Below are 23153 nucleotides of genomic sequence, written 5' to 3'. Positions count from 1 at the left end.
CCGAACACTTCGATCGCGAGAGACAAGACATGACCGCAAAGATCGCAATCCTCGGCGCGTCGGGTTACACCGGGGCGGAATTGATCCGGCTGATCTCTACCCATGGCGGGATGGAGATTGCCGCGCTTGGCGCCAATTCAAAGGCGGGCCTGGCGATGGCCGATGTGTTCCCGTTCTTGCGACATCTGGACCTGCCGCAGCTTGTCACCATCGACGAGATCGATTGGACCGGGATCGACCTGTGCTTTTGCGCGCTGCCGCATAAAACCTCGCAAGAGGTGATCTCTGCGCTGCCCAAAACGCTTAAGATCGTCGACCTGTCCGCTGATTTCCGTCTGCGCGATCCAGAGGCTTATGCCAAATGGTATGGCAACGCCCATGGCGCTGTCGAAATGCAGGGCCAAGCCGTCTATGGCCTGACGGAATTCTACCGCGACCAGATCGCGGCGGCGCGGCTTGTGGCGGGCACAGGCTGCAATGCGGCGACCGGCCAGTTCGCACTGCGTCCGCTGATCGAAGCGGGGGTGATCGACCTTGATCACATCATTCTGGATCTCAAATGCGCCGTGTCCGGGGCAGGGCGGTCGCTGAAGGAAAACCTGCTGCATGCGGAGCTTTCCGAGGGCACCAATGCCTATGCCGTCGGTGGCACGCACCGGCATCTGGGCGAGTTTGATCAGGAGTTTTCGGCGCTTGCCGGGCGGCCCGTGCATATTCAATTCACGCCGCATCTGATCCCGGCAAACCGGGGCATCCTGGCAACGGCCTATGTCCATGGCGATCCGGCGGCAGTACATCAGGCATTGCAGCAGGCCTATGCGACCGAGACCTTTATCGAGGTGCTGCCATTTGGCGCGACGCCGTCCACCCACGATGTGCGCGGATCGAATTTCTGCCATCTCGGCGTGACCGGGGATCGCATCGACGGGCGCGCCATCGTGGTGGCGGCGCTGGATAACCTGACAAAAGGTAGCAGTGGTCAAGCGTTGCAGAATGCCAATCTGATGCTAGGTTTGCCAGAGACACAGGGGCTGATGATGGCTCCGCTTTTCCCGTGACCGCATGAAATCGCTCAAGAAGCAACGTCGTATTCAGGTTATCGCGCTTACCGTCGTGGCGCTGATCGTTTCGACGGGTTTGATCGGCTATGCCATGCGGGACGGTATCAATTTCTTCCGCTCGCCCAGTCAGGTCATGGAAGAACCTCCCCAACCGACAGAGGTTTTCCGCATTGGCGGGCTGGTCGAAGAAGGCTCGCTTGAGCGCGGTCAGGGAGAGACGATCCGATTCAGCGTCACCGATGGGGGAGCGTCCGTTGCGGTAACCTTCACAGGTGTCCTTCCGGATCTGTTTGAGGAGAACCAAGGCATGGTCGGCACGGGCCGATATGTGAATGGTGTCTTCGAAGCCACTGAAATCCTTGCGAAACATGACGAAACCTACATGCCCAAAGAGGTCGTCGATGCGCTCAAGGAACAAGGTGTCTATCAAGAGCCTGAAAGCTAAGAACGCTCCTCCGGGCGGGTTTTAACCCCGCCTCGGCATAGTGATCCCCGGTTCGCAAGAGAAAGGCGGAGGGGAGCTGCTCATGCCGACAGTACGTGACATAGCGGAAGAGATCGTTGCCCGTGAGGGCGGCTACGTCAATGACCCGGACGATCCGGGTGGGGCGACAAATTGGGGTGTGACCATTCACACCATGCGCCGTCTTGGCCTTGACCTGAACAAGGATGGCCAGATTACGCCCGCGGATGTGAAGCGCCTGACGCGCGAACAGGCCGTGGATATCTTTATCGACCATTATTTCGAACGTCCGCGCATCGCGAAATTGCCGGACGTTCTGCAAGCCTCGGTGTTCGACATGTATGTCAACGCGGGCGGCAATGCGGTGAAAATCCTGCAACGGCTGCTGCGCGAGATGGGGTGGAACGTCACCGTGGACGGGGCGATCGGGCCGCAAACCTACACCGCCGCGCACGAAGCCTATGCCGCGGCGCCGGACCATATCGCGGATGCCTATGCCATCGCGCGGCGCAACTATTACTTCCGGCTTGCCGATCGGCGCGCGGCGTCACGCAAATATGCTCGCACGCGGGCCGGCGGCAAGGGCGGCTGGATCAAGCGCGCCGAGGAGTTCATGCGTCCGAAGTTTCACATGACCGGAGAGCAATTCGCACAGAGGGTAGCAGCATGGGGATGATCGAAGGAGTGTTGGGGTTCCTGTTCGGAAACGGGCGCAACGTGGTGAAGGAAACGGTGGAGGTGTTCCGCGAGAACGCCAACGAGGCCGATCAGCGCGGCACGCAGGTGCAGATACAGGCGATGGAGCAGCACGGCGCGGAGTTCGCCGTCGCCCGGCAGGGCGGGTTCGACCAGTTCATGGATGGGGTGAACCGGGTGCCGCGCCCGCTGTTGGCACTTGGCACGATCGGGCTGTTCGTCTGCGCGATGGTGGACCCGATCTGGTTCGCCGAACGGATGCAGGGCATCGCCTTGGTGCCAGAGCCGCTCTGGTGGCTACTGGGCGTGATCGTCAGCTTCTATTTCGGCGCGCGTCATCAGGTCAAAACGCAGCAATTCCAACGGGAAATCGCAGCCACGGTCACACGGGCGCCGCAGGTGATGGAGAATATCCGCCAACTGCGCGAGATGCGCCACGACGATCCGGGCACGGCGGATACCGGTGCCGATAGCGGTCTGCAATTCGCCGCACTGATCCCCGATCCGAACCCGGCGCTTGAGGCGTGGCGCAAGAAACGCGCCTGACCATGGGCCAGCCGCTTTCGCAGGTCGGGGGCGGCTAGCACCTTGTTGCGGCAGGGGCCACGCAGCCGTGATGCGGCATATGGACCAGACCCATTGGCGGTGACGCGCGCGCGGTTTATAACCGGCGCATGGTTACAGAATTCGGACATTTCGCATTGGTTTTGGCGTTCTGCGTGGCGATCATCCAGATGGTCGTTCCCATGTGGGGCGCGTATCGCCGGGACGCCCGGCTGATGGCGGTGGCAGAGCCTGCGGCGACGCTGCAATTCGTGCTTACCGCGCTGGCCTTTGGGGCGCTGACCTATGCCTTTGTGACCAGCGACTTTTCCCTGCGGCTTGTGGTGCTGAACTCGCACTCGGCCAAGCCGATGCTGTATAAAATCTCGGGCACGTGGGGCAACCACGAAGGGTCGATGCTGCTTTGGGTGCTGATCGTCACGCTTTTCGGGGCAATGGCGGCGTGGTTCGGGGGCAATCTGCCGCCCACATTGCGGGCGCGGGTACTGTCGGTGCAGTCGGCGATTGGCGTCGCCTTCTTCGCCTTTATCCTGTTTACCTCCAACCCGTTCCTGCGCCTCGCGGTGCCTCCGTTCGATGGCCAAGACCTCAACCCGCTTTTGCAGGATCCCGGTCTCGCCTTCCATCCGCCGTTTCTTTACCTTGGCTATGTGGGGCTTTCGATGGCCTTCTCCTTTGCCGTCGCCGCGCTGATCGAAGGGCGTGTGGACGCCGCATGGGGGCGCTGGGTCCGGCCTTGGACCCTTGCCGCATGGGTCTTTCTGACCATCGGAATCGCGCTGGGATCATGGTGGGCCTATTACGAATTGGGCTGGGGCGGGTTCTGGTTCTGGGATCCGGTCGAGAACGCCTCTTTCATGCCGTGGCTGCTCGCTGCCGCGCTGCTGCATTCCGCCATCGTCGTGGAAAAGCGCGAAGTTCTGAAAAGCTGGACGATCTTGCTGGCGATCCTGGCCTTTGGCTTTTCGCTGACCGGCACATTCATCGTGCGGTCCGGCCTGCTGACTTCTGTCCATGCCTTTGCCAATGACCCTGAACGCGGCGTGTTCATCCTAGCGATCCTTGCCTTCTTTACCGGCGGGGCGTTGACCCTGTTTTCCATCCGCGCCAGCGCGATGGAGGCGAAAGGCGTCTTTTCCGTCGTCAGCCGCGAAAGCGCGCTTGTCGCCAATAATATCCTGTTGGCGGTCAGCTGCTTCGTGGTCTTTGTCGGCACCATGTGGCCGCTGGTGGCAGAGATGCTGTTCGACCGTAAACTCAGCGTCGGCGCGCCGTTCTTCGACGCGGCTTTCCCGCCCTTCATGCTGATCCTCGGGATCATCCTGCCAGTGGGCGCGATGCTGCCCTGGAAGCGGGCGCGGCTGGGACGCGCAGTACATAGCCTGCGCTTTGCCTTCGTTCTGGCGTTGGCGATTGCGGGGCTGGTCTGGGCGATGCAATCCGGGCGGAGCCTGCTGGGGCCGGTGGGCGTTTTCCTTGCCGCGTGGATCGTCGCCGGGGCCGCTGTCGATCTGTGGTCGCGGACCGGGCGTGGCGGCTCTGTCGCGCGGCTATTCCGGCTGCCGCGTGCGGATTGGGGCAGGGCGGTCGCGCATGGCGGGCTTGGCCTGACGATGCTGGGTATTTGCGGGCTGACCGCGTGGCAGACCGAGGATATCCGCGTGGCGCAGATCGGTGTGCCGTTCGAGGTGGGCGGATACGAGTTCACGCTGTCCGATGTGCGCCGGGCGCAGGGGCCGAACTATCTTGCCACGCAAGGTGTCGTCGATGTGCGCAAGAACGGACGGCAGGTGTCGGTCCTGACACCGGAAAAGCGCGTCTACCCGGTGGCGCAGATGCCCACGACCGAGGCCGCGATCGACTACAACCTCGCGCGCGATGTCTATGTCGTGATCGGCGATCCGCAGCAGGATGGCGGCTGGGCGGTGCGGGTCTATATCAAGCCGCTGACCAACTGGATCTGGATCGGCTGCGGGCTGATGTCACTGGGCGGGCTGCTTTCGTTGAGCGACCGTCGGTTCCGTGTGGCCGCCGGGGCGCGTAAACCGCGCGCGGGCGCGGTGCCCGCGGAATGAGGCGGCTCGCTTTCCTCCTGTGGCTGGTGCTGGCCGCGCCTGCCTTGGCGCTTGATCCGTCGGAAATGCTGGCCGATCCGGAGCTTGAGGCGCGCGCGCGTGCGCTGGACCACGATATCCGCTGCGTCAAATGCCAGTCAGAGGTCGTCGCGTCCTCCAACGCGGACTGGGCCAAGGATGCGCGGCGTCAAATCCGCGAACTGATTTCCGACGGGGCCAGCGATGCCGAGGTGAAGCAATGGTTCCTTGATCGCTACGGCGAATTCGTCCTGATGAACCCGCCGAAATCGGGATCGACCCTGGCGCTATGGCTGGCGGGGCCGGCGATGTTGCTGACCGCGCTGTTGCTGGGCGGGGCCTATATTCGCCGCCGGGCGCATGCGGAGGACCCGGCGGGCGATACGGCCCTGTCCGAAGCCGAAGAGGCGCGGCTGCGCGAGATTCTCAAGGACTGACGTGGCGCTCCCCTTTCCAAGGGGCGGTGTTCTGGTAACACTTCCCCCAAAGACCGGGAGGACCACGCGATGGATTACGAGACGATCACTCTGGAAGAACGCGACGGCGTTGCAACGCTGACGCTGAACCGTCCCGACAAGATGAACGCGATGAACGCGCAGATGCGGGCGGAAGTGCAGCACGCGCTGAAGGATGCGGGCACGCGGGCGCGGGTGATCGTGTTGACCGGGGCCGGGCGCGCCTTTTGCACGGGGCAGGATCTGGGCGGGGCGAGCGCCTCTGATCTGGATCTGGAGCGGATTTTGCGCGACGAGTATGAGCCGATGCTGGAGGCGCTGGCCCATTGCCCGGTCCCCACGATTGCGGCGGTCAACGGTCCGGCGGCGGGTGCGGGGGCCAACCTTGCCCTTGCGGCGGATGTGGTGATCGCGGCTGAGAACGCTTATTTCCTGCAGGCCTTTTCACGCATTGGTCTGATCCCGGACGCGGGCGGCACCTATGTGATGCCCCGCGCGATGGGCATGGCCAAGGCGATGGGCGCGGCGCTGTTCGCAGACAAGATTTCCGCGCGGCAGGCCGACCAATGGGGCCTGATCTGGGAGGCGGTCCCCGATGATGGCTTTGCCGAACACGTGGCTGGCCGGGCGAAGCATTTGGCCGAGGGACCGACCGCCGCCTACAACACGATCAAGCGGGTGATCCGGGCAAGCTGGGACAATACAGAAGAAGAGCAGCTTGCCATGGAAGCGCGCGAGCAGGGGGCCTGCGGCAAGACGCGTGATTTTCAGGAAGGTGTGATGGCCTTCATCGAAAAACGCCCCGCGAAATTCGAAGGTCGCTGATCGGGTCCAAACCGATCTTCGGTTGACCCGGCCCACATGGCCGAACCGCCCGGAAATGGCTGAAACGAAAAGGGCCGCAACACATCTGCGTTGCGGCCCTGTTTTGTGGTGACTGAAGACCGTTTACCGGTCTTCGATGTCTGTATAGTCGCGCTCTGTCTCGCCGAGGTACAGCTGGCGCGGGCGGCCAATCTTCATCTGCGGATCGCCCAGCTGCTCTTTCCACTGCGAAATCCAACCGACTGTCCGGCTCAGCGCGAAGATCGGCGTGAACATGGAGGTCGGGAAGCCCATCGCTTCGAGGATGATGCCGGAATAGAAGTCGACATTCGGGAACAGCTTCTTCTCAGAGAAGTAGGGGTCCGCAAGCGCTTGTTTCTCAAGTTCTTTCGCCGTGGCGAGGATCGGGTTGTTCTCTACGCCCAGAAGTTCCAGCACCTCGTCGGCGGACTGCTTCATCACGGTCGCACGCGGGTCGAAGTTTTTATAGACGCGGTGACCAAAGCCCATCAGGCGGAACGGGTCGTTCTTGTCCTTGGCGCGGGCGATATATTCCGGGATCTTGTCCGGCGTGCCGATTTCGCGCAGCATCTCAAGGCAGGCCTGGTTCGCGCCGCCATGGGCAGGGCCCCAAAGGCAGGCGATGCCGGCAGCGATACAGGCGAACGGGTTCGCACCGGACGAAGACGCCAGCCGCACCGTGGAGGTGGAGGCGTTCTGTTCGTGATCGGCATGCAGCGTGAAGATACGGTCCATCGCGCGGCTCAGCACCGGGTTCACTTCATATTCTTCGGCCGGAACGCTGAAGCACATGCGCAGGAAGTTGGACGCATAGTCCAGATCGTTGCGCGGATACACGAAGGGTTGCCCGATATGGTACTTGAACGCCCAGGCGGCGATGGTCGGCATCTTCGCGATCAGACGGATCGACGCCACTTCGCGCTGCCAGGGATCGTTGATATCGGTCGAGTCGTGATAGAAGGCGGACATCGCGCCAACCACGCCGACCATGATGGCCATCGGGTGCGCATCGCGGCGGAACCCGCGGAAGAAGTTCACCATCTGCTCGTGCAGCATCGTGTGATGCGTTACGCGATGTTCGAAATCCTCAAGCTGGGCGGCTGTCGGCAGTTCACCATAAAGCAGCAGATAGCAGACTTCGAGATAATGGGATTTGCCCGCCAGTTGATCGATCGGATAGCCGCGGTGCAGCAGTTCGCCCTTGTTGCCATCGATGAAGGTGATGGTGGAATCGCAGGCCGCTGTCGACGTGAAGCCGGGATCATACGTGAACACACCGGCATTGGCGTACAGCTTGCGGATGTCGATCACATCCGGACCGGCTGTCGGGCTGTGAATGGGCAATTCATAGCTCGTGCCGTCAATCGTCAGCGTCGCGTTTTTTTGAGTGTCTTTCATGTCGATCCTTCCTCTCCGAGGGCCAGCCTGCGCGCTGATGCAGGCACGGGTAGCAGGGGCGTGTTACACAAGTCTTAAGCCAGACCTAGTTAACCATGCTTCCCCTATGACGGGAAATCACTTGTCTTGTACCACGTCCAGAATTCGGGCCAAAGACTCGTCGCGTCCCAGCACCAGCATCATGTCGTAAACCGATGGCGTTGCGGCCCGTCCGGCAAGTGCTGCCCTCAGCGGAGCGGCGAGCTTTCCGAACTTCGTGCCCTGGCTTTCAGCAAAGGCATTCATAACCGCTTCGAGATCGGTGCGGTTCCAATTAGCGGTTTGCAGATGCGGCGTCAATTCCTTCAGTATACCAAGGGATACCGTATCAAGCGCCTTGGCCGACTTCTCGTCCGGCTGAATGGGGCGGTCTGACAGGATAAACGCCGCCTTATCAAGAAGTTCGGGGAAGGTCTTTGCGCGCTCTTTCAGGAAGGGCATGGCCTGTTCCATCGCGTCATGTTGACCTTGGGTCAAGGCGGCTTGCCCAGTCGCGTCCAGAAATGCGTCCAATTCCCGCTGCAATGCGGCATCGTCACTGGCCGCAATGTGCTGGCCGCTCAGATGCTCCAATTTCTTGAGGTCAAAGCGGGCCGGCGCCTTGCCGATTCCGTCCAGATCGAACCATTCGCGCGCCTGCGCATCGGTGAAGAATTCGTCGTCGCCATGGCTCCAGCCAAGGCGGGCCAGATAGTTGCGCATCCCGGCGGCGGGGAAGCCCATTTTCTGGTATTCATCCGCGCCCAAGGCTCCGTGCCGCTTTGACAGCTTCTTGCCATCCGCCCCATGGATCAGGGGGATATGCGCCCAAACCGGCACGTCCCAGCCCATCGCGTCATAGACCATTTGCTGGCGCGCGGCGTTGTTCAGGTGATCGTCGCCGCGGATCGCATGCGTGACGCCCATATCGTGATCGTCCACCACCACAGCCAGCATATAAACCGGCGTGCCGTCCGACCGCAGCAGGACCATATCGTCAAGCTGCGCGTTGTTGATGGTCACATCGCCCTGCACTTGGTCGCGGATCACCGTCTCGCCGGTTTGCGGGGCCTTGATCCGCACGACATAGGGCGTATCGGGATGCTCCGCTTCGGTTTTGTCACGCCAAGGGGATTGGAACGGGGTTTTATGTGCTTCGCGGTGCGCGGCAATTTCTTCTTGCGTTGAAAAGCACTTATATGCCTTTCCTGATGCAAGAAGCGCCTGTGCGACTTCGGCGTGACGGTCTGCACGTTCAAACTGGCTGACCGGCTCCCCATCCCAGTCGAGACCGAGCCATGTCAGCCCCTTCAGAATCGCTTCGGTCGCCTCTGGTGTGGACCGGGCGCGATCCGTGTCTTCGATCCGCAGCAGGAATTTGCCGCCGCGGCCGCGCGCGTAAAGCCAGTTGAACAGCGCCGTCCGCGCGCCGCCAATATGGAGGTATCCGGTGGGTGAGGGAGCGAATCGTGTGACGACGGTCATGCGCGGGTTCAACCTTTGTTAACCAAGGCGGAGGTAGCCTGTTCGCCGCCTTCCTACAGAGGGCGCAACAGGGGAGCAAGCCGATGGGGCTGCTGGCATGGCTGGCCGGGCACTTGCAGGCGCAGCGCGGGATGCTGCTGCCTTGGGTGCCGGTATGCTATGGGATTGGCATTGCGATTTACTTCGCGCAACCGGTGGAGCCGTCGCGGGAATTCCTGTGGGCGCTGGCCGGGGCAGGGCTGATCTGTGCGGCGATTGCGCAGATCTTGCGCGGCAGCGCGACCGCCATTCTGCTGACCGGGGCCACGTTCATCTGTGCGGGCGTGCCGATGGCGGGTTGGCGGGCGCATGACGTGGCCGCCCCGGTGCTGGGCTGGCGCTATTACGGGCCTGTAGAGGGGCGCGTGGTCGCCATTGACCGGTCGGCATCCGATGCGGTGCGCCTGACGCTGGACAGGCTGCGCATGGGTAAAATCCCAACCGCGCGCACGCCCGAACGGGTGCGGATTTCCCTGCATGGCGATGCGGCGGGATCGATCACACCCATGCCGGGGCAACGGATCATGACCACCGCGCATGTCTCGCCACCCGGCGGTCCGGTGGAGCCGGGCGGCTTTGATTTCCAGCGTCATTCCTGGTTCCTCAAGCTTGGCGGTGTTGGCTATACCCGCGTGCCTATCGTGCAAGCCGGGCCGCCCGACATTTCCGGTTGGCGTATGCGCGTGTTCACCATGCGCATGGCGGTGTCGCATTTCGTGCGGGATATCCTGCCCGGCGATATCGGGGGCTTCGCCGCCGCCGTCACATCCGGGGATCGCAGCGGAATGGGGCAGGCGGCGCTGGAGGATTTGCGGGCCTCCAACCTTGCACATCTTCTGGCGATTTCCGGGCTGCATATGGGCCTGCTGACCGGGTTTGTCTTTGCCGTGCTGCGCTTTGGCCTCGTCCTCGTGCCGGGGGTCGCGCTGCATTGGCCCGTGCGTGCCATCGCGGCGGCGGGGGCGCTTGTGGCCGGTGCGGGGTATCTGGCGCTGTCGGGCGGCAATGTCTCGACCGAGCGGGCCTTCATCATGGCAGCGGTGGCCTTGGGCGCGGTCATGCTGAACCGCCGGGCCATTTCGCTTCGCTCTGTCGCGATTGCCGCGATGATCGTGCTGAGCCTGCGCCCCGAAGCGATGCTGGGGCCGGGCTTCCAGATGTCCTTTGCGGCCACAGCGGGTCTGGTCGCCGTATTCAACGCGCTGCGCGACGCGCCATGGCGCTTGCCCCGCTGGGTGCAGCCGGTGTCCGCCGTGGTGATTTCCTCGGCCGTGGCGGGACTGGCAACTGCCCCGTTCTCAGCCGCTCATTTCAACGCGGTCTCGCATTACGGCCTGTTCGCCAATGTGCTGAGCGTGCCGGTCATGGGCGCTCTTGTGGTGCCAGCCGCTGTTCTGGCTGCATGTCTTGCGCCGATCGGGCTGGCAGCCCCGGCGCTGTGGGTCATGGGGTGGGGGCTGGAATGGATTCTCTTTGTCGCGCAGACCACTGCCAATTTCCCAGGTGCGCGCAGCTTTGTGGTCGGCCCGTCGGCTTGGGTGCTGCCGTGCCTGACCCTGGGGTTGGTCGTCATCATCCTTTGGCAGGGGCGGCTGCGCTGGATCGGCGTTGGGCCGGTGGCTGCGGCGCTGATGCTGTGGTCGGTGCAGGAACGACCGGCGGTCCTGATTTCGGACACTGGCGGCTTGGTCGGGGTGATGACCGCAGAGGGCCGGGCGCTGAGCCGCGCACGCGGGTCGGGCTTCGTGGCGACCAACTGGCTGGAGAATGACGGCGATGGCGGCGATCAGGCGGCGGCCCATGCACGCTGGGCGGCAGAATGGCCCGCGGAGGAAGGCAGCCGCGCCGCACGCGCCGCCTTGGCAGGCGTGCCACTTTGGCATGTGACGGGGAAGAAAGCGGCGGCGGCTGCGCCCGATTGCACGGCGGGTATTCTGGTTAGCAACCAGCCCGTGCCGCGCCAGTCGCCAGACTGTGCCTTATTCGACCCCGATCGGCTGAAATCCACCGGGGCAGTTGCGCTCTATCTGGTGCCGGGTGGTCAGCTTGTGGTCCGAACCGCCCGCGATGTGGCGGGCGAGCGGCTTTGGTCCCAATGGCCCGATGCCGCGCCACGCCATGCAGCGGTACGGGCGCTTCAATACGTGCGGATCAGCCCGACCAAGCGGCCCTGAACCTTGACCCGTCCGACCGGGAACACCCGCGTTTCATAAGCAGGGTTGGCCGCTTCGAGCGCGATCGTATCGCCTTGGCGGCGATAGCGCTTCAAGGTGGCTTCATGATCCTCGACCAAGGCCACAACGATATCCCCGTTATCGGCGCTGGAGGTTTCGCGGATCACGACCACGTCGCCATCGTTGATCCCGGCTTCGATCATGGAATCGCCACGCACTTCCAGCGCGTAATGATCGCCGCGACCGGACAGCATTTGACCGGGCACCGCAACAGAATGGCTGGCTTCGCTGATCGCTTCGATTGGAACACCGGCGGCGATGCGGCCCATGACGGGCAGTTCCTGAACATGCAGGCCGGATACATCCATCGCAGCGGATGGCGGCGGGGCAGAAGGACGGTCGCCTTCGATCACGCGCGGGGTGAAACCCGGCTGCTGGCCTGCCATCGCATCGGGCAGCTTGACGATTTCGATGGCGCGGGCGCGATGTGCCAGGCGTCGGATGAACCCACGCTCTTCCAGCGCGGTGATCAGCCGGTGAATCCCGGATTTGGAGCGCAGATCAAGCGCCACCTTCATTTCGTCGAAACTGGGTGGAACACCGTCGCGCTGCATCCGTCCGTGAATGAATTGCAGCAGATCCAATTGTTTTTTCGTCAGCATTTGCTGCCCCTCTGTCGCCTGTAATTGACTTTTGTTCTAGAAGTGTTCTCGTTTTGTGTCAACAAATCCTGAACATCGCCGGAACATTAGGGGCTTTATGGTTAAAGAGGGATGAAATCCAAAAGCTCTCCGGCGGCGCGTGCCGGATCATGTACAGGCCGCACGGCAAGCGCGTTTGCGCGCGACAAAACAGACAGCAGGGCACTGTCCTGACGGTCGAAAATGCGCGCTTGGCCATCGCTGACTTCGGCGCGCATATAATGCTCGCGCGGGCCGTTTGGCCCGATATCGTGGCTAAGCCTTGCGGTGATGCGTGGGGCCGCGGTGGGGGCGTCGCCCTGCATGGCGCGGATGACGGGAAGCATGAAGATCGACCCGCAAACCATTGCTGAAACGGGATTTCCGGGCAGTCCGATCAGGGGTTTTCCGTCGATACGCCCCGCCATCAGGGGCTTGCCAGGGCGCATCGCGATTTTGTAGAAGGCGCGCTCCATCCCCATGTCTTCAGTCACGCCCGCGACCAGATCATGATCGCCGACGGACGCGCCGCCAATGGTCACGACCAGATCGGCGTCGCCTGCAAGGGCAAGGCAGGTTTTCAGGCTGGCGGCCGTATCGCGCGCGGCGGGCAAAAGCCGGGCTCGGGCGCCGTTGGCCTCAAGCAAAGCGGCCAGCCCATAGCTGTTGGAGGCGATGATCTGATCGGGGCCGGGCGTCTCGCCGGGTTGCACAAGCTCGTCCCCGGTGGGCAAGATCGCAACGACCGGGGCCGGGCGCACCGTCACTTCGGCATGGTTCATGGCGGCCAGCAGCGCCACGTCTTGCGGCGTCAGCGGGGTCGGCTTGTCGAACCGTTCTCCGACGCTGAAATCGGCACCGGCAGGGCGGATGTTGTCCGAAGAGAACTCTCGGGCGGTCACCGTCATCAGATCGCCGCGCAGGCTGGTATCTTCTTGAATGACGACGAAATCCGCGCCTTCCGGCACTGGCGCGCCGGTAAAGATACGCACCGCCTGACCGGGTCCGACACTGCCCGCGAAACCATGGCCGGCTGCGGCTTCTCCAACGACCTTGAACAGGGCGTCCTGTTCGACCTCGGCCGCCTTGACCGCGAAACCGTCCATGGCAGAGGCAGCAAAGGGCGGCTGTGTGCGTTGCGCGGTGACGGGGTGGGCCAGAACGCGTCCGGCGGCCTGCCGCAGCGGAACCGTTTCCGGCGGCAGGGGCGACGCCAGCGCGAACAGATGCGCCAGAGCCTCGTCGACGGAAATCATTTCGCTTCGTAACGGCCTGATTTGCCGCCATCTTTCAGGGCGACATGGATGCCGCCGATCTCCATGCTGCGGTCCACCGCCTTGACCATGTCATAAACGGTCAGCGCCGTGACCGAGACAGCAGACAGCGCTTCCATCTCTACCCCGGTCTGGCCGGTGGTCTTGACCGTCGCGGCCAAACGCAGGCCAGGCAGGTCATGGTCAGTCTCGATCTCGATCGCGACCTTGGCGATGGGCAGGGGATGGCAAAGGGGAATAAGGTCCGACGTTTTCTTCGCCGCCATGATCCCGGCAAGGCGGGCAACCCCGGCGACATCGCCTTTCTTGGCCTCGCCTTTTTCAATCAGGTCAAGGGTTTCCGGCGCCATCTTAATCCATCCGCGTGCGACAGCGACACGGTCGGTGACGGCCTTGTCCGACACGTCGACCATGTGGGCCCGGCCATCGGCATCAAAATGGGTCAGCGCCATGTTACATGGCCCCGGAGGTCAGGGGATTGGACAGCAATGCACGGGTGGCGGCGGTCACGTCCTCCTGCCGCATCAGGCTTTCGCCGATAAGGAATTTCCGCACGCCATACATCGCGAGATCCTTCAGATCGTCCGGCGTTTCCAACCCGCTTTCCGACACGATCACCCGGTCCTCGGGCGCACGGCGCGACAGGTTGCGCGTGGTGTCGAGCGTTGTCTCGAAGGTCCGCAGATCGCGGTTGTTGATCCCGATCAGGGGGCTTTGCAGATGGGTTGCGCGCTCCAACTCGGCCTCGTCATGGACCTCGATCAGGCTATCCATGCCCCATTCGGTCGCGCAGGCTTCAAGCTCTGCCGCCTGCTGGTCGGACACGGAGGCGAGGATGATCAGGATGCAATCCGCCCCAAGTGCGCGGGCTTCGGCGACCTGATAGGTGTCATACATGAAATCCTTGCGCAGCACCGGCAAGTCGCAGGCGGCGCGCGCTTCGGTCAAAAAGGACTTTGCGCCCTGAAAGCTGGGTGTGTCGGTCAGAACGGAAAGGCATGTCGCGCCGCCCGCTTCGTAGGCCTTCGCCAATTCGGCGGGGTCGAAATCATCGCGGATCAAGCCCTTGGACGGGCTGGCTTTTTTGATCTCGGCGATGAGGCCGTAACCGGTCCGGCTTGCTGTCACCAGCGCGTCGGTGAAAGGGCGGACCGCGTCGGCCTGCTGCGCCTCGGCCTCGATTTCGGAAAGCGGTTTTTCCGCTTTATCTGCTTCGATCTCTTCCAGTTTGTAGGCTTTGATCTTGTCCAGAATTGTCTCGGTCATGGCGCCTGTGTCCAGTTGATCTCCGTGTCACCATGATCCTTAAGCCATTGGTTGACGGTTGAAAATGGGCGCGAGCCGAAAAAGCCGCGATAGGCGGATAGAGGGGACGGGTGCGCGGTTTCGATCTTGAGGTTTCGGGTGGGGTCCACCTTTGCGGCGACCTTCTGTGCGTGGCTGCCCCACAGGACATAGGCGCGGGGCCGATCCGCGAGGCGCTCCAGCACATCCCGCACCAGCGCGGCCCATCCAAGTGCCTTATGCCCGCCGGCTTTGCCCTGCGGCACCGTCAAGCTGGTGTTGAGCAGCAGCACGCCTTGGTCGGCCCAATCCTGGAGGGCGGTCTGCGTGCGCGTCACTTTAAGATCGTCTTGCAATTCCTTAATAATGTTACCAAGGCTATCAAGCCGTCCGGGAAATCCGTTGGGGATTGAAAACGCCAGCCCGTCCGCCTTGCCTGGCGTATGATAGGGGTCTTGGCCCAGGATCACGACGCGGGTTGCGTCCGGCTGGCACCGTTCCAGCGCGGCGAAAACCTGCGGCGCGGGCGGAAAGACAGGCCCGTCTTCCTGTGCCAGACGCGTTTCGATCTGGGGCAACTGGGCCGTGAAGAAGGGCAGCGTGGACCAGTCGCCAAGGCGGCTCAGGTCCAGTTTCATGCGGCCGATGTGATCTGCGCGACCTTGGCGATTTTTTCTTTCGCCGCGCCGCTGTCGATGCTTTGCGCGGCGCGGGCCACGCCCTGTTTCAGATCATCCTCGACGCCCGCGACCTTCAGCGCGGCGGCGGCGTTCAGCAGCACCGCATCGCGGTAAGCCGACGGCGCGCCATCCAGCAGGGCGGCGAAGGCCGTGGCATTTTCCGCCGGAGTGCCGCCGACGATATCTTCGAACGGGTGTACGGGCAGACCGGCATCGTCCGGGTGCAGTTCGAAATCGGAGACAGAGCCATCGGGGGCCAGCGCGCTAACCCAACTGATGCCGGTGATCGTAAGTTCATCCGTGCCGTCCGACCCATGCACCAGCCACGCCGCTTCAGAGCCAAGCAGGCCGAGCGTTTCGGCCATCGGGCGGATCAGGTCGCGGGAAAACGCGCCCGTAAGCTGCCGTTTGACGCCTGCGGGATTGGTGAGCGGGCCCAGAATGTTGAAAATCGTGCGTGTGCCCAGTTCTGACCGGGTCGGCATGACATGGGCTGTGGCCGGGTGGTGCATCGGGGCCATCATGAAGCCAATCCCCGCTTCTTGCAGGGCTTTTTCGACCACCTCGGGGCCAACCATCACCTTGATGCCAAGCTGCGTCAGGGCATCGGCCGCACCGGATTTGGAACTGAGATTGCGGTTGCCGTGTTTGGCGACCGGCACCCCGGCACCTGCCACGACGAAAGCCGTCGCGGTGGAAATGTTCAGCGTGCCCTTGCCGTCACCGCCGGTACCGACGATGTCCATCGCACCTTCGGGGGCGCGGACCTTGTTGCACTTGGCCCGCATCACGCCCGCGGCGGCGGCGTATTCATCAACGGTCTCTCCGCGCGTGCGCAGCGCCATCAGCAACCCGCCCATCTGGGACGGGGTCGCCTCACCATCAAAGAGGATCGAGAACGCCTGTTCGGCCTGTGCGCGGGTCAGCGGGCCATTGGCGGATGCGTCGATCAGCGGTTTGAGCGCTTCACTCATGCGGGCACCTTCATCATGTCGAGGAAATTCTGAAGCATCTTGTGCCCATGCTCCGACCGGATCGATTCCGGATGGAATTGCACGCCCTGGATCGGCAATTCGCGGTGTTGCAGGCCCATGATCGTGCCGTCTTCAAGCTCTGCCGTGATTTCCAGCACGTCTGGCAGGCTGCCCCGGTCGACCACAAGCGAGTGATAGCGCGTCGCCGCAAACGGCGAGGGCAGGCCTTTGAAGACGCCTTTGCCCTCATGCGAAATCTGCGCCAGCTTGCCATGCACGATTTCCGAATGGCGTACCACTTTGCCGCCGAAGGCTTGACCGATGGTCTGGTGACCAAGGCACACGCCCATCAGCGGGGTGCGCGTTTCGGCGGCGGCTTCGGTCAGGGCAAGGCAGATACCGGCCTGATCGGGATCGCAAGGGCCGGGCGACAGCAGAATCCCCGCCGGGTTCAGCGCCATCGCCTGCTGCACATCCAGCGCATCATTGCGATGCACCTGAACATCGGCGCCAAGCTCGCCCAGATAATGGACGAGGTTGTAGGTAAAACTGTCGTAGTTATCGATCAAAAGCAGCATGAGCCGGGACCTTGGATGGACACTCACTCTGGTCATGAGTGGCATGTGCAGGTTATAACGTCCGCATACTTGTTCAGGCTTGGCGGGGAGCGTCAAGGGGCCTCCGGGTTGGCGATCCCTCCCGCTTTGTGGCTTAGAGACAAGACAGAGGTTGTTCGATGGTTCTGCGGCCCTGCTTGGCAGGGTGGGCCGCACCGGAAGAGAGAGCGGGGCATGGCACGAGGATTCCTTGGGGGAATGTTGATCGGCGGGCTAGTATCCGTTGGCGCAGCCGTCATTCTTGCGATCTTGGTGGAGCCGCCGCGCCCGCCGGAATTTGCCGCATCACTCAGCGATGACGTGGACACGCCGGAAGTGCCTGTGGCCACAGTCGGGACTGTGCCCGGGCGCGATGGCGATGAGCCGCTGCGCCCCGCGACACCGCAAGTCACCGAACCGGACCCCGGCGCAGATTCGGCGCTGGATGGCGATGCGACACAGCCCGGTCCCGCACCGCAGGCTGTCGAATTGGCGAGTGATGCGCTGAAACCTGCCGAGTTGCCCGCTGCCGTGGCCGCGCCCGCTGCGGTCGCAACGGATACGCCCGTAACATCGTCGCGCAACGTGGTGCAGCAGATCGCACCGCAGCCGGATGCCGTGGCACAGGTGGAAATCACACCGCCCGCCGCGCGACCATTGCCGGCGCAAATAGCCACCCTTGGCGCGGGGGCGCAATTGACGGCTGAACCTGAACAGGCGCCAGCCCCGACCGTGCCCGGCAGGTATACCGGCAGCCCAGCGGCGCAAAGTTCTGCCCCGGTATCGCTTGCGCAGCCCAGCGAGCCGGACGCAATGGATGTGAGCGCACCGGACCGGATCGCCAGCGCGCCCGCGCAGGTGCAACTGGCCCCGCCGGTCATCGCCAATCCGGCACCGCAAGACACGGGCGATGCTGGTGTGTCCTCGGCCGCGCCCGATGTGCAGCGGACCGCCGCGGCGCAGGCACCGGCGCAACCGGGTGTCATCGCGCCGCAAGACAATCAGGTTACAAGCGCTGTGCAGGATCCGGGGGCCGCAGGCCCGTCCGCGCAAGCGCCCGGACTGCGCGGAACCGCGAATAACGCGCCGCGAATTGCCGCGCTGGGACAGTCCGAAACGGCCATTGCACGCCCGATGATCGGCACCCCGGCGAAATCGCTGTTGGCGCGGTCCGGCGATGCCTTGGCCACGCCAGAGCAGGGCGTCCTGCCCACGATCACGGCGCCGCAACCGGAAAACTCCGCGCTGGTCGCCCATGCCGAAACTTTTGAAAACGCAGAGGATAAACCCCTGCTGTCCATCGTCCTGATGGATAGCGGATTCGCGATCGACGATGACACGGTCGGCCTGCCAGCGCTGCGCAGCTTCCCGCACAAGCTGTCCATCGCTGTGGATTGGAGCCTGCCGGACGCCGCTGATCGGGCCGCGCTGTATCGGTCGCGCGGGTTCGAGGTTCTGGCGATGATCGACCTGCCGGAAAACCTGACTGCCTCGGATACCGAGGTCGTGCTGACCGCCGCGCTGGATACCGTGCCCGAAGCGGTCGGCGTGCTGGAAGGGCCGGTGACTGGGTTGCAAGGCACGCCGGAAATGGCGGCGCAGGTGGGCGAAATCCTCAGCGAGACGGGCCATGGCATCATCTGGCGGTCGAAAGGGCTGGATACGGCGCGCAAACTGGCGGCCAAGAATGGCGTGGCCTCGCACACGATGTTCCGCGATTTCGACAGCAGCGGGCAAACACCGATCGTGATCCGCCGCTTTCTGGATCAAGCGGCCTTCAAGGCAGGTCAGCAGGGCGGGCTGATCATGGTCGGGCGTCTGCGCACCGATACGATTTCGGCGCTGTTGGTCTGGGGGCTGCAGGACCGGGCCAGCCGGGTCGCCATCGCGCCGGTCTCTGCCGTGCTGCAAGTCCCGCAAGAGCCGTCCTGACCCATCCCCAGAAAGGGGCGCGCGCAGGCGCGGTCAGATGATTTCGTCTTCGTCAAAGAGCGGGTCGGATTCCAGCTGCGCGGTCAGGTCTTCGACAACGTCTTCGCTGACCCGCTGACGCAGCGTCGCCAGATGGAACAGGGCGTCGCCCTCGTTGACGAGGGGATGTATCGCCCGCCCGATCAGCAGGCCGGGGCCGGGGGCGGTCAGTTCCGCCTCGGTATCGCCGAACGGGTCAGAGACAACGGCCAGCACATCGCCTTCCGCGACCAATTCGCCCTCTGCCCGGAACATCCGCAGCAGACCGCCGGCAGGGGCGCGCAGCCACTTGCTCGATTGGCACAGGTAAGGTTCGCTGCGCGGCTTCTTGATGCCTTTTGCGGGCAGCATATTCGCCCCGCGCAGCACCCGCAGGATACCCGCCACACCGGCGCGCACACTGATTTCGTCAAAGCGCAGCGCCTCGCCAGCCTCGAACAACAGCACGGGCACACCGCAGGCCGCAGCCTCCCCCCGCAGGGAGCCGTCACGCAGCGGCGAGGTCAGGATTACCGGCGCGCCGAAATCGCGGGCCATGGCGGCGGTGGTCTTGTCGCCCTGCGAAATCCGGATTTGCGGCAGGTTGGTGCGGTGGATCGCGGCGGAGTGCAGATCGATGCCGAAATCGCAGCGCTTCACCACATCGTTTAGGAATTGATGCGCCAACCGCGCCCCCAGTGAGCCGCCGGTGGAGCCGGGAAAACAGCGGTTCAGGTCACGGCGGTCCGGCAGATAGCGCGAGCGTGTGAGAAAGCCGAAGCTGTTGACGATCGGGATGATCAGCAACGTGCCCCGGATATGGTCAAGCTGCGGCGTGCGCAGCAGGCGGCGCAGAATTTCAACGCCGATCACCTCGTCCCCATGCACGGCGGCAGAGATAAACACGGTTGGCCCATCGCGCTTGCCATGCAGGACTTCGACTTCCATCCCCACGGGGGTGTGGTCCGGCAGGGTCGATACAGGAAGCGTCGTACGTGCGCGGCTGCCCGGCGATATGGTGTGACCACCGAACTCGAACGCTGCGCGCATTAGCTGTTTCCGCTCCCGTCGAAACGCGACGCATCGGCTGCGGCGCGCCGGATGGCGTTGGATTTATGGACGGTTTCCATGAACTCGGCCTCCGGGTCGCTGTCATAGACCACGCCGCCACCGGCTTGGATATACAGCGTTTCATCCTTGATGACGGCCGTGCGCAGGGCGATACACATATCCATATCGCCACCCGCGCTGAAATAGCCGACGCCGCCGCCATAGATGCCGCGCTTTTCCGGCTCCAACTCGTCGATGATCTCCATCGCGCGCACTTTGGGTGCGCCAGAGACGGTCCCGGCGGGCATCCCGGCAAAGAACGCATCCAGCGCGTCTTTGTCCTCGTGCAGCTCGCCCACGACATTCGACACGATATGCATCACGTGGCTGTACCGCTCGACGATGAATTCCTCGGTCGGGCGCACGGTCCCGATCTTGGCCACGCGGCCCACATCGTTGCGGCCCAGATCCAGCAGCATCAGATGTTCGGCCAGTTCCTTCTGGTCGGCCAGAAGATCGGCTTCGAGCGCGCGGTCTTCCTCGGGCGTGGCGCCGCGCGGGCGGGTGCCTGCAATCGGGCGGATCGTCACTTCGCGGCCAAAGACCCGCACCAGAATTTCGGGCGAGGCTCCGACCACATGGAAGCCGCCGAAATTGAAATAGAACATGAAGGGCGACGGGTTCGTGCGCCGCAAAGACCGGTAAAGCGCGAAGGGAGGTTGCTTGAACTCTTGCGCCCAGCGTTGTGCGGGCACCACCTGAAAGATATCGCCCGCCCGGATGTAGTCCTTGGCCTTTTCCACGGCGGCCTTGTAGCCATCGCGCGTGAAATTGCTGACCGGTGCGGCGGGGTCTTGCGCCTCGCCCAGATCGCGGCCCACGGCGGGCACGGCGCGTTCCAGATCGCGCACGGCATCCATCACCCGTTCCGCCGCCTGCGCATATGCGGCCCGGGCAGATTGCCCTTCGCCAGCCCAAGCCGGCGAGACGACAGTCACCTCGCCCTTGACGCCATCCAGTACCGCGATGACCGACGGGCGCAGCATCACAGCATCGGGCAGGCCAAGCGGATCGGGGTTGATATTGGGCAGATGTTCGACCAGCCGCACCATGTCATACCCCAGATAGCCGAACAGCCCCGCCGCCGCTTGCGGCAGGTCGCCGGGCAGATCGATCCGGCTTTCGGCGATCAGGGCGCGCAGCGCGTCAAGGGGGGGCTGCTCCAGCGGGGTGAAGGCCTCCTCGTCATAGCGGGCCTGCCTGTTCACCTCGGACCGGGTGCCCCGGCAGCGCCAGATCAGGTCCGGCTTCATCCCGATGATCGAATAGCGGCCGCGCACTTCGCCGCCGGTTACGGATTCCAGCATGAAGGCGTTCTTGGCCCCGCCCGACAGCTTCAGCATCAGAGAAACCGGCGTGTCCAGATCGGCGGCAAGCCGTGCATAGACGACTTGGTTCTGGCCTGCCTCGAAGCCTTTGGCGAATGTGTCGAAATCGGGTGTGAGGGCCATGGGGGTTACTGGAAATTCGCGTTGACGGCTTCCACCGCTGCCTGATCGATCCGCGGCTCGGCGCGCAGGCCCACATCGTTGGTGTAGATGTCGAACAGATCCTGCGCCAGCGCCTGGTCCAGCGTCCGTTGCAGGCTGGCGCGCAGGGCGGTCGCCTGATCGCTATCGGCGGCAGGGTCCACCGCATCCAGCCGGACAATCACCACGAAGCCCCCACCTGTCACGGTGCGCACATCGCCCGGTTCCATCGCGAAGACCTCGTCAAGGAAGGCGGGCGGCGTGTTGGGCACGAAGGCCCCGCGCGTGCGGTCCTCTTCCACCGTGGCGGTCAGGTTCAGTTCCGCGAAATCTGCGCCCTGCGCGATTTGCGCGACCAGACCTTCGGCCATCTCGCTCAGGGCCGCCTGGGTCCGTTCCACGATCATGGCGTCGCGGACCTTGTCCTTGGCGTCGTCGAAAGGTTCGGGGCGGGCGGGCTGTTCGCGGTTCAATCGCATGGCGAACACGCCACCATCATCAAGAAGTTCGATTTCAGGAAAATCATCCAGCGTCAGCTGCGCGGCGGCGTCCCGGAAGGCCAGATAGGCCGCAATGTCATCGGCGCTTTCCTCGGTCCAGTCGATCTGTCCCAGCACCATGTCGCTTTCGGCGGCGACCTCTTCCAGTGTTGCGCCACCGGCAAGCAGGTCTTCGTAGTTTTCCGCCTGATTTTCGATGATCCGGCCCGCGCGCTCCAGCGCCAGAGTTTCACGCAGGGTGGGCAGGGCTTCTTCGTATTCGACCTTCTGCGCAGGCAAAATGCCGTTCACCCGGAACAGCGCCGGGCCAAGATCGGTGGGCAGCGGCCCGACCACATCGCCGGTTTCAGCGGCAAACACCGCTTCGCCCGCCGCGTCGAGTTCCAGACGGTCCACATCGCCCAGATCCACATCCTGCAATGTCAGGCCGCGGCCTTCGACCAGCGTCTCGAAGGTGGTTCCATCCACTTCCAGCGCGGCAGCCGCACTATCGGCAGCGTCCTGATCCAGAAAGACCAGACGTTCGACAAGGCGGCGTTCAGGCTGCGCGAATTCGTCGATCCGGTCGTCATAGGCCTGGCGCAGCGCGTCCTCGTCCAGTTCCACCTGATCGACCAGCATCTCGGGCGTCAGCCACGCATAGGTGATGTCCTTGCTGGCTGGCAGCATGAACTGATCGGTGTTCTCATCGTAATAGGCTTGCAGTTCCGCGTCAGTCGGTTCGATGACGTCGCCCGCGACAAGGGTCGGGTCCAGCGCGGACCACGTAAAGCTGCGCTGCTCTCCGGCATAGGCGACCAGCGTGTCGGCAAAGCTGGCTGGCATGGAAATCCCGTTGATCACGGCGCTTTGCAACAAGCGGCGGGCGGTGTCTTCGCGCAGCGAGTCCTCGAACTCTTCTTCGCTCAAGCCCTGACGTTCCAGCGCAAAGGCATAGGCCTCACGGTCGAATGTGCCGTCCAGCGATTTGAACGCATCGAAGCTAAGCACTTGGTCGCGGACATTTTCGTCGCCGATGGACAGGCCCATCTGCGTGGCCTCGTGATCCAGCGCGCGGGTCGTGACCAGCTGTTGCAGAACCGCTTGATCCAGACCGATTGCGCGCGCTTCGGCAAAGGGCAGGGCCTGACCGGTCTGTTCCTGAAAGGCGCGCATTTCACGTTGCATGGCGCTGAAATAGGATTGGGTCGAAATCGGCTTGCTGCCGACTTTCCCGATGGTCCGGATATTGCCATTCAGGTTCGTGGCGCCGAAACCGGCAAGTCCAAGGATCAGCAGTGCCAGCAACACCCAGACAGCTGTTTTCGAAAAGCTCGACGTTTTGGCCATGTCGCCCCCTGTAAA

The 23153-nt window shown here is 63.4% G+C and carries 21 protein-coding genes; 9 read left to right on the top strand and 12 right to left on the bottom strand.

Annotated elements, in window-relative coordinates:
• Positions 1 to 29 precede the first annotated feature (29 nt).
• The 7 genes from argC to E4Z66_RS04680 all read left to right on the top strand — a co-directional run bounded on the left by argC (position 30) and on the right by E4Z66_RS04680 (position 6157).
• Positions 30 to 1058: an N-acetyl-gamma-glutamyl-phosphate reductase gene (gene argC / locus E4Z66_RS04710; protein WP_136461785.1), complete on the top strand. Its 1029-nt coding sequence runs from the start codon at positions 30 to 32 to the stop codon at positions 1056 to 1058.
• 4 nt (positions 1059 to 1062) lie between these two features.
• On the top strand, positions 1063 to 1506 hold the full coding sequence (gene ccmE / locus E4Z66_RS04705) for a cytochrome c maturation protein CcmE (protein WP_136461784.1): 444 nt from the start codon (positions 1063 to 1065) through the stop codon (positions 1504 to 1506).
• An 82-nt stretch (positions 1507 to 1588) separates the two neighbouring features.
• The gene (locus tag E4Z66_RS04700) at positions 1589 to 2200 is read left to right on the top strand and encodes a holin-associated N-acetylmuramidase (protein WP_136461783.1); all 612 of its coding nucleotides are present in this window, start codon (positions 1589 to 1591) and stop codon (positions 2198 to 2200) included.
• The gene (locus E4Z66_RS04695; RefSeq protein ID WP_136461782.1) at positions 2191 to 2766 is read left to right on the top strand and encodes a holin family protein; all 576 of its coding nucleotides are present in this window, start codon (positions 2191 to 2193) and stop codon (positions 2764 to 2766) included. Before E4Z66_RS04700 ends, E4Z66_RS04695 begins: the two co-directional genes overlap by 10 nt.
• A gap of 128 nt (positions 2767 to 2894) precedes the next feature.
• Entirely contained in the window at positions 2895 to 4859 is a 1965-nt protein-coding gene (locus tag E4Z66_RS04690; RefSeq protein ID WP_136461781.1) for a heme lyase CcmF/NrfE family subunit, read from the top strand.
• On the top strand, positions 4856 to 5314 hold the full coding sequence (locus tag E4Z66_RS04685) for a cytochrome c-type biogenesis protein (protein ID WP_136461780.1): 459 nt from the start codon (positions 4856 to 4858) through the stop codon (positions 5312 to 5314). The genes E4Z66_RS04690 and E4Z66_RS04685 overlap by 4 nt, the downstream gene beginning before the upstream one ends.
• Before the next feature lie 69 nt (positions 5315 to 5383).
• The gene (locus tag E4Z66_RS04680; protein ID WP_136461779.1) at positions 5384 to 6157 is read left to right on the top strand and encodes an enoyl-CoA hydratase-related protein; all 774 of its coding nucleotides are present in this window, start codon (positions 5384 to 5386) and stop codon (positions 6155 to 6157) included.
• A gap of 123 nt (positions 6158 to 6280) precedes the next feature.
• Here the strand turns inward: E4Z66_RS04680 and gltA are convergent, their stop codons facing one another.
• Both gltA and gltX read right to left on the bottom strand, forming a co-directional pair.
• Positions 6281 to 7576 (bottom strand): citrate synthase, encoded by a 1296-nt coding sequence (gene gltA / locus E4Z66_RS04675; protein WP_136461778.1) that lies wholly within the window; start codon positions 7574 to 7576, stop codon positions 6281 to 6283.
• Positions 7577 to 7693: 117 nt separating this feature from the next.
• On the bottom strand, positions 7694 to 9079 hold the full coding sequence (gltX, locus tag E4Z66_RS04670; protein WP_136461777.1) for a glutamate--tRNA ligase: 1386 nt from the start codon (positions 9077 to 9079) through the stop codon (positions 7694 to 7696).
• 83 nt (positions 9080 to 9162) lie between these two features.
• Between gltX and E4Z66_RS04665 the strand changes: the two genes are divergently transcribed.
• Positions 9163 to 11292, top strand: coding sequence for a ComEC/Rec2 family competence protein (locus E4Z66_RS04665; protein WP_136461776.1), 2130 nt, complete (start codon positions 9163 to 9165; stop codon positions 11290 to 11292).
• Here the strand turns inward: E4Z66_RS04665 and lexA are convergent.
• From lexA to E4Z66_RS04630, 7 genes are all read right to left on the bottom strand, one after another.
• Positions 11256 to 11954 carry a transcriptional repressor LexA gene (lexA, locus tag E4Z66_RS04660; RefSeq protein ID WP_136461775.1) on the bottom strand — a complete coding sequence of 233 codons (699 nt, stop codon included), beginning with the start codon at positions 11952 to 11954 and terminating at the stop codon, positions 11256 to 11258. The two genes, E4Z66_RS04665 and lexA, sit on opposite strands and share 37 nt — an antisense overlap.
• A gap of 101 nt (positions 11955 to 12055) precedes the next feature.
• Positions 12056 to 13228: a molybdopterin molybdotransferase MoeA gene (locus tag E4Z66_RS04655; protein ID WP_136461774.1), complete on the bottom strand. Its 1173-nt coding sequence runs from the start codon at positions 13226 to 13228 to the stop codon at positions 12056 to 12058.
• Positions 13225 to 13698 (bottom strand): cyclic pyranopterin monophosphate synthase MoaC, encoded by a 474-nt coding sequence (gene moaC, locus E4Z66_RS04650; RefSeq protein ID WP_136461773.1) that lies wholly within the window; start codon positions 13696 to 13698, stop codon positions 13225 to 13227. The genes E4Z66_RS04655 and moaC overlap by 4 nt, the downstream gene beginning before the upstream one ends.
• A 1-nt stretch (position 13699) precedes the next feature.
• Complete coding sequence (trpC, locus tag E4Z66_RS04645) at positions 13700 to 14512, bottom strand: indole-3-glycerol phosphate synthase TrpC (protein WP_136461772.1); 813 nt, start codon at positions 14510 to 14512, stop codon at positions 13700 to 13702.
• Entirely contained in the window at positions 14509 to 15168 is a 660-nt protein-coding gene (locus E4Z66_RS04640) for a uracil-DNA glycosylase (RefSeq protein WP_136461771.1), read from the bottom strand. The genes trpC and E4Z66_RS04640 overlap by 4 nt, the downstream gene beginning before the upstream one ends.
• The gene (gene trpD / locus E4Z66_RS04635; RefSeq protein WP_136461770.1) at positions 15165 to 16184 is read right to left on the bottom strand and encodes an anthranilate phosphoribosyltransferase; all 1020 of its coding nucleotides are present in this window, start codon (positions 16182 to 16184) and stop codon (positions 15165 to 15167) included. The genes E4Z66_RS04640 and trpD overlap by 4 nt, the downstream gene beginning before the upstream one ends.
• Positions 16181 to 16762: an anthranilate synthase component II gene (locus tag E4Z66_RS04630; protein WP_136461769.1), complete on the bottom strand. Its 582-nt coding sequence runs from the start codon at positions 16760 to 16762 to the stop codon at positions 16181 to 16183. The genes trpD and E4Z66_RS04630 overlap by 4 nt, the downstream gene beginning before the upstream one ends.
• A 213-nt stretch (positions 16763 to 16975) precedes the next feature.
• Between E4Z66_RS04630 and E4Z66_RS04625 the strand changes: the two genes are divergently transcribed.
• The gene (locus E4Z66_RS04625) at positions 16976 to 18712 is read left to right on the top strand and encodes a divergent polysaccharide deacetylase family protein (protein WP_168797722.1); all 1737 of its coding nucleotides are present in this window, start codon (positions 16976 to 16978) and stop codon (positions 18710 to 18712) included.
• Between the two features lie 33 nt (positions 18713 to 18745).
• Here E4Z66_RS04625 and E4Z66_RS04620 read toward each other — a convergent pair whose 3' ends face one another.
• Genes E4Z66_RS04620 through E4Z66_RS04610 form a run of 3 tightly spaced genes read right to left on the bottom strand, consistent with a single transcriptional unit; the run spans position 18746 to position 23138 of the window.
• Positions 18746 to 19780, bottom strand: coding sequence for a succinylglutamate desuccinylase/aspartoacylase family protein (locus E4Z66_RS04620; protein WP_136461767.1), 1035 nt, complete (start codon positions 19778 to 19780; stop codon positions 18746 to 18748).
• Positions 19780 to 21291 carry an anthranilate synthase component I gene (gene trpE, locus E4Z66_RS04615; RefSeq protein ID WP_136461766.1) on the bottom strand — a complete coding sequence of 504 codons (1512 nt, stop codon included), beginning with the start codon at positions 21289 to 21291 and terminating at the stop codon, positions 19780 to 19782. The genes E4Z66_RS04620 and trpE overlap by 1 nt, the downstream gene beginning before the upstream one ends.
• A 5-nt stretch (positions 21292 to 21296) precedes the next feature.
• Complete coding sequence (locus tag E4Z66_RS04610; RefSeq protein WP_136461765.1) at positions 21297 to 23138, bottom strand: peptidyl-prolyl cis-trans isomerase; 1842 nt, start codon at positions 23136 to 23138, stop codon at positions 21297 to 21299.
• Between the last annotated feature and the right edge of the window lie 15 nt (positions 23139 to 23153).

Source organism: Aliishimia ponticola, from assembly GCF_004803475.1.
In the GTDB taxonomy this organism is placed as follows: Bacteria; Pseudomonadota; Alphaproteobacteria; order Rhodobacterales; family Rhodobacteraceae; genus Aliishimia; species Aliishimia ponticola.
This window is presented reverse-complemented; position numbering and strand designations above follow the sequence as displayed.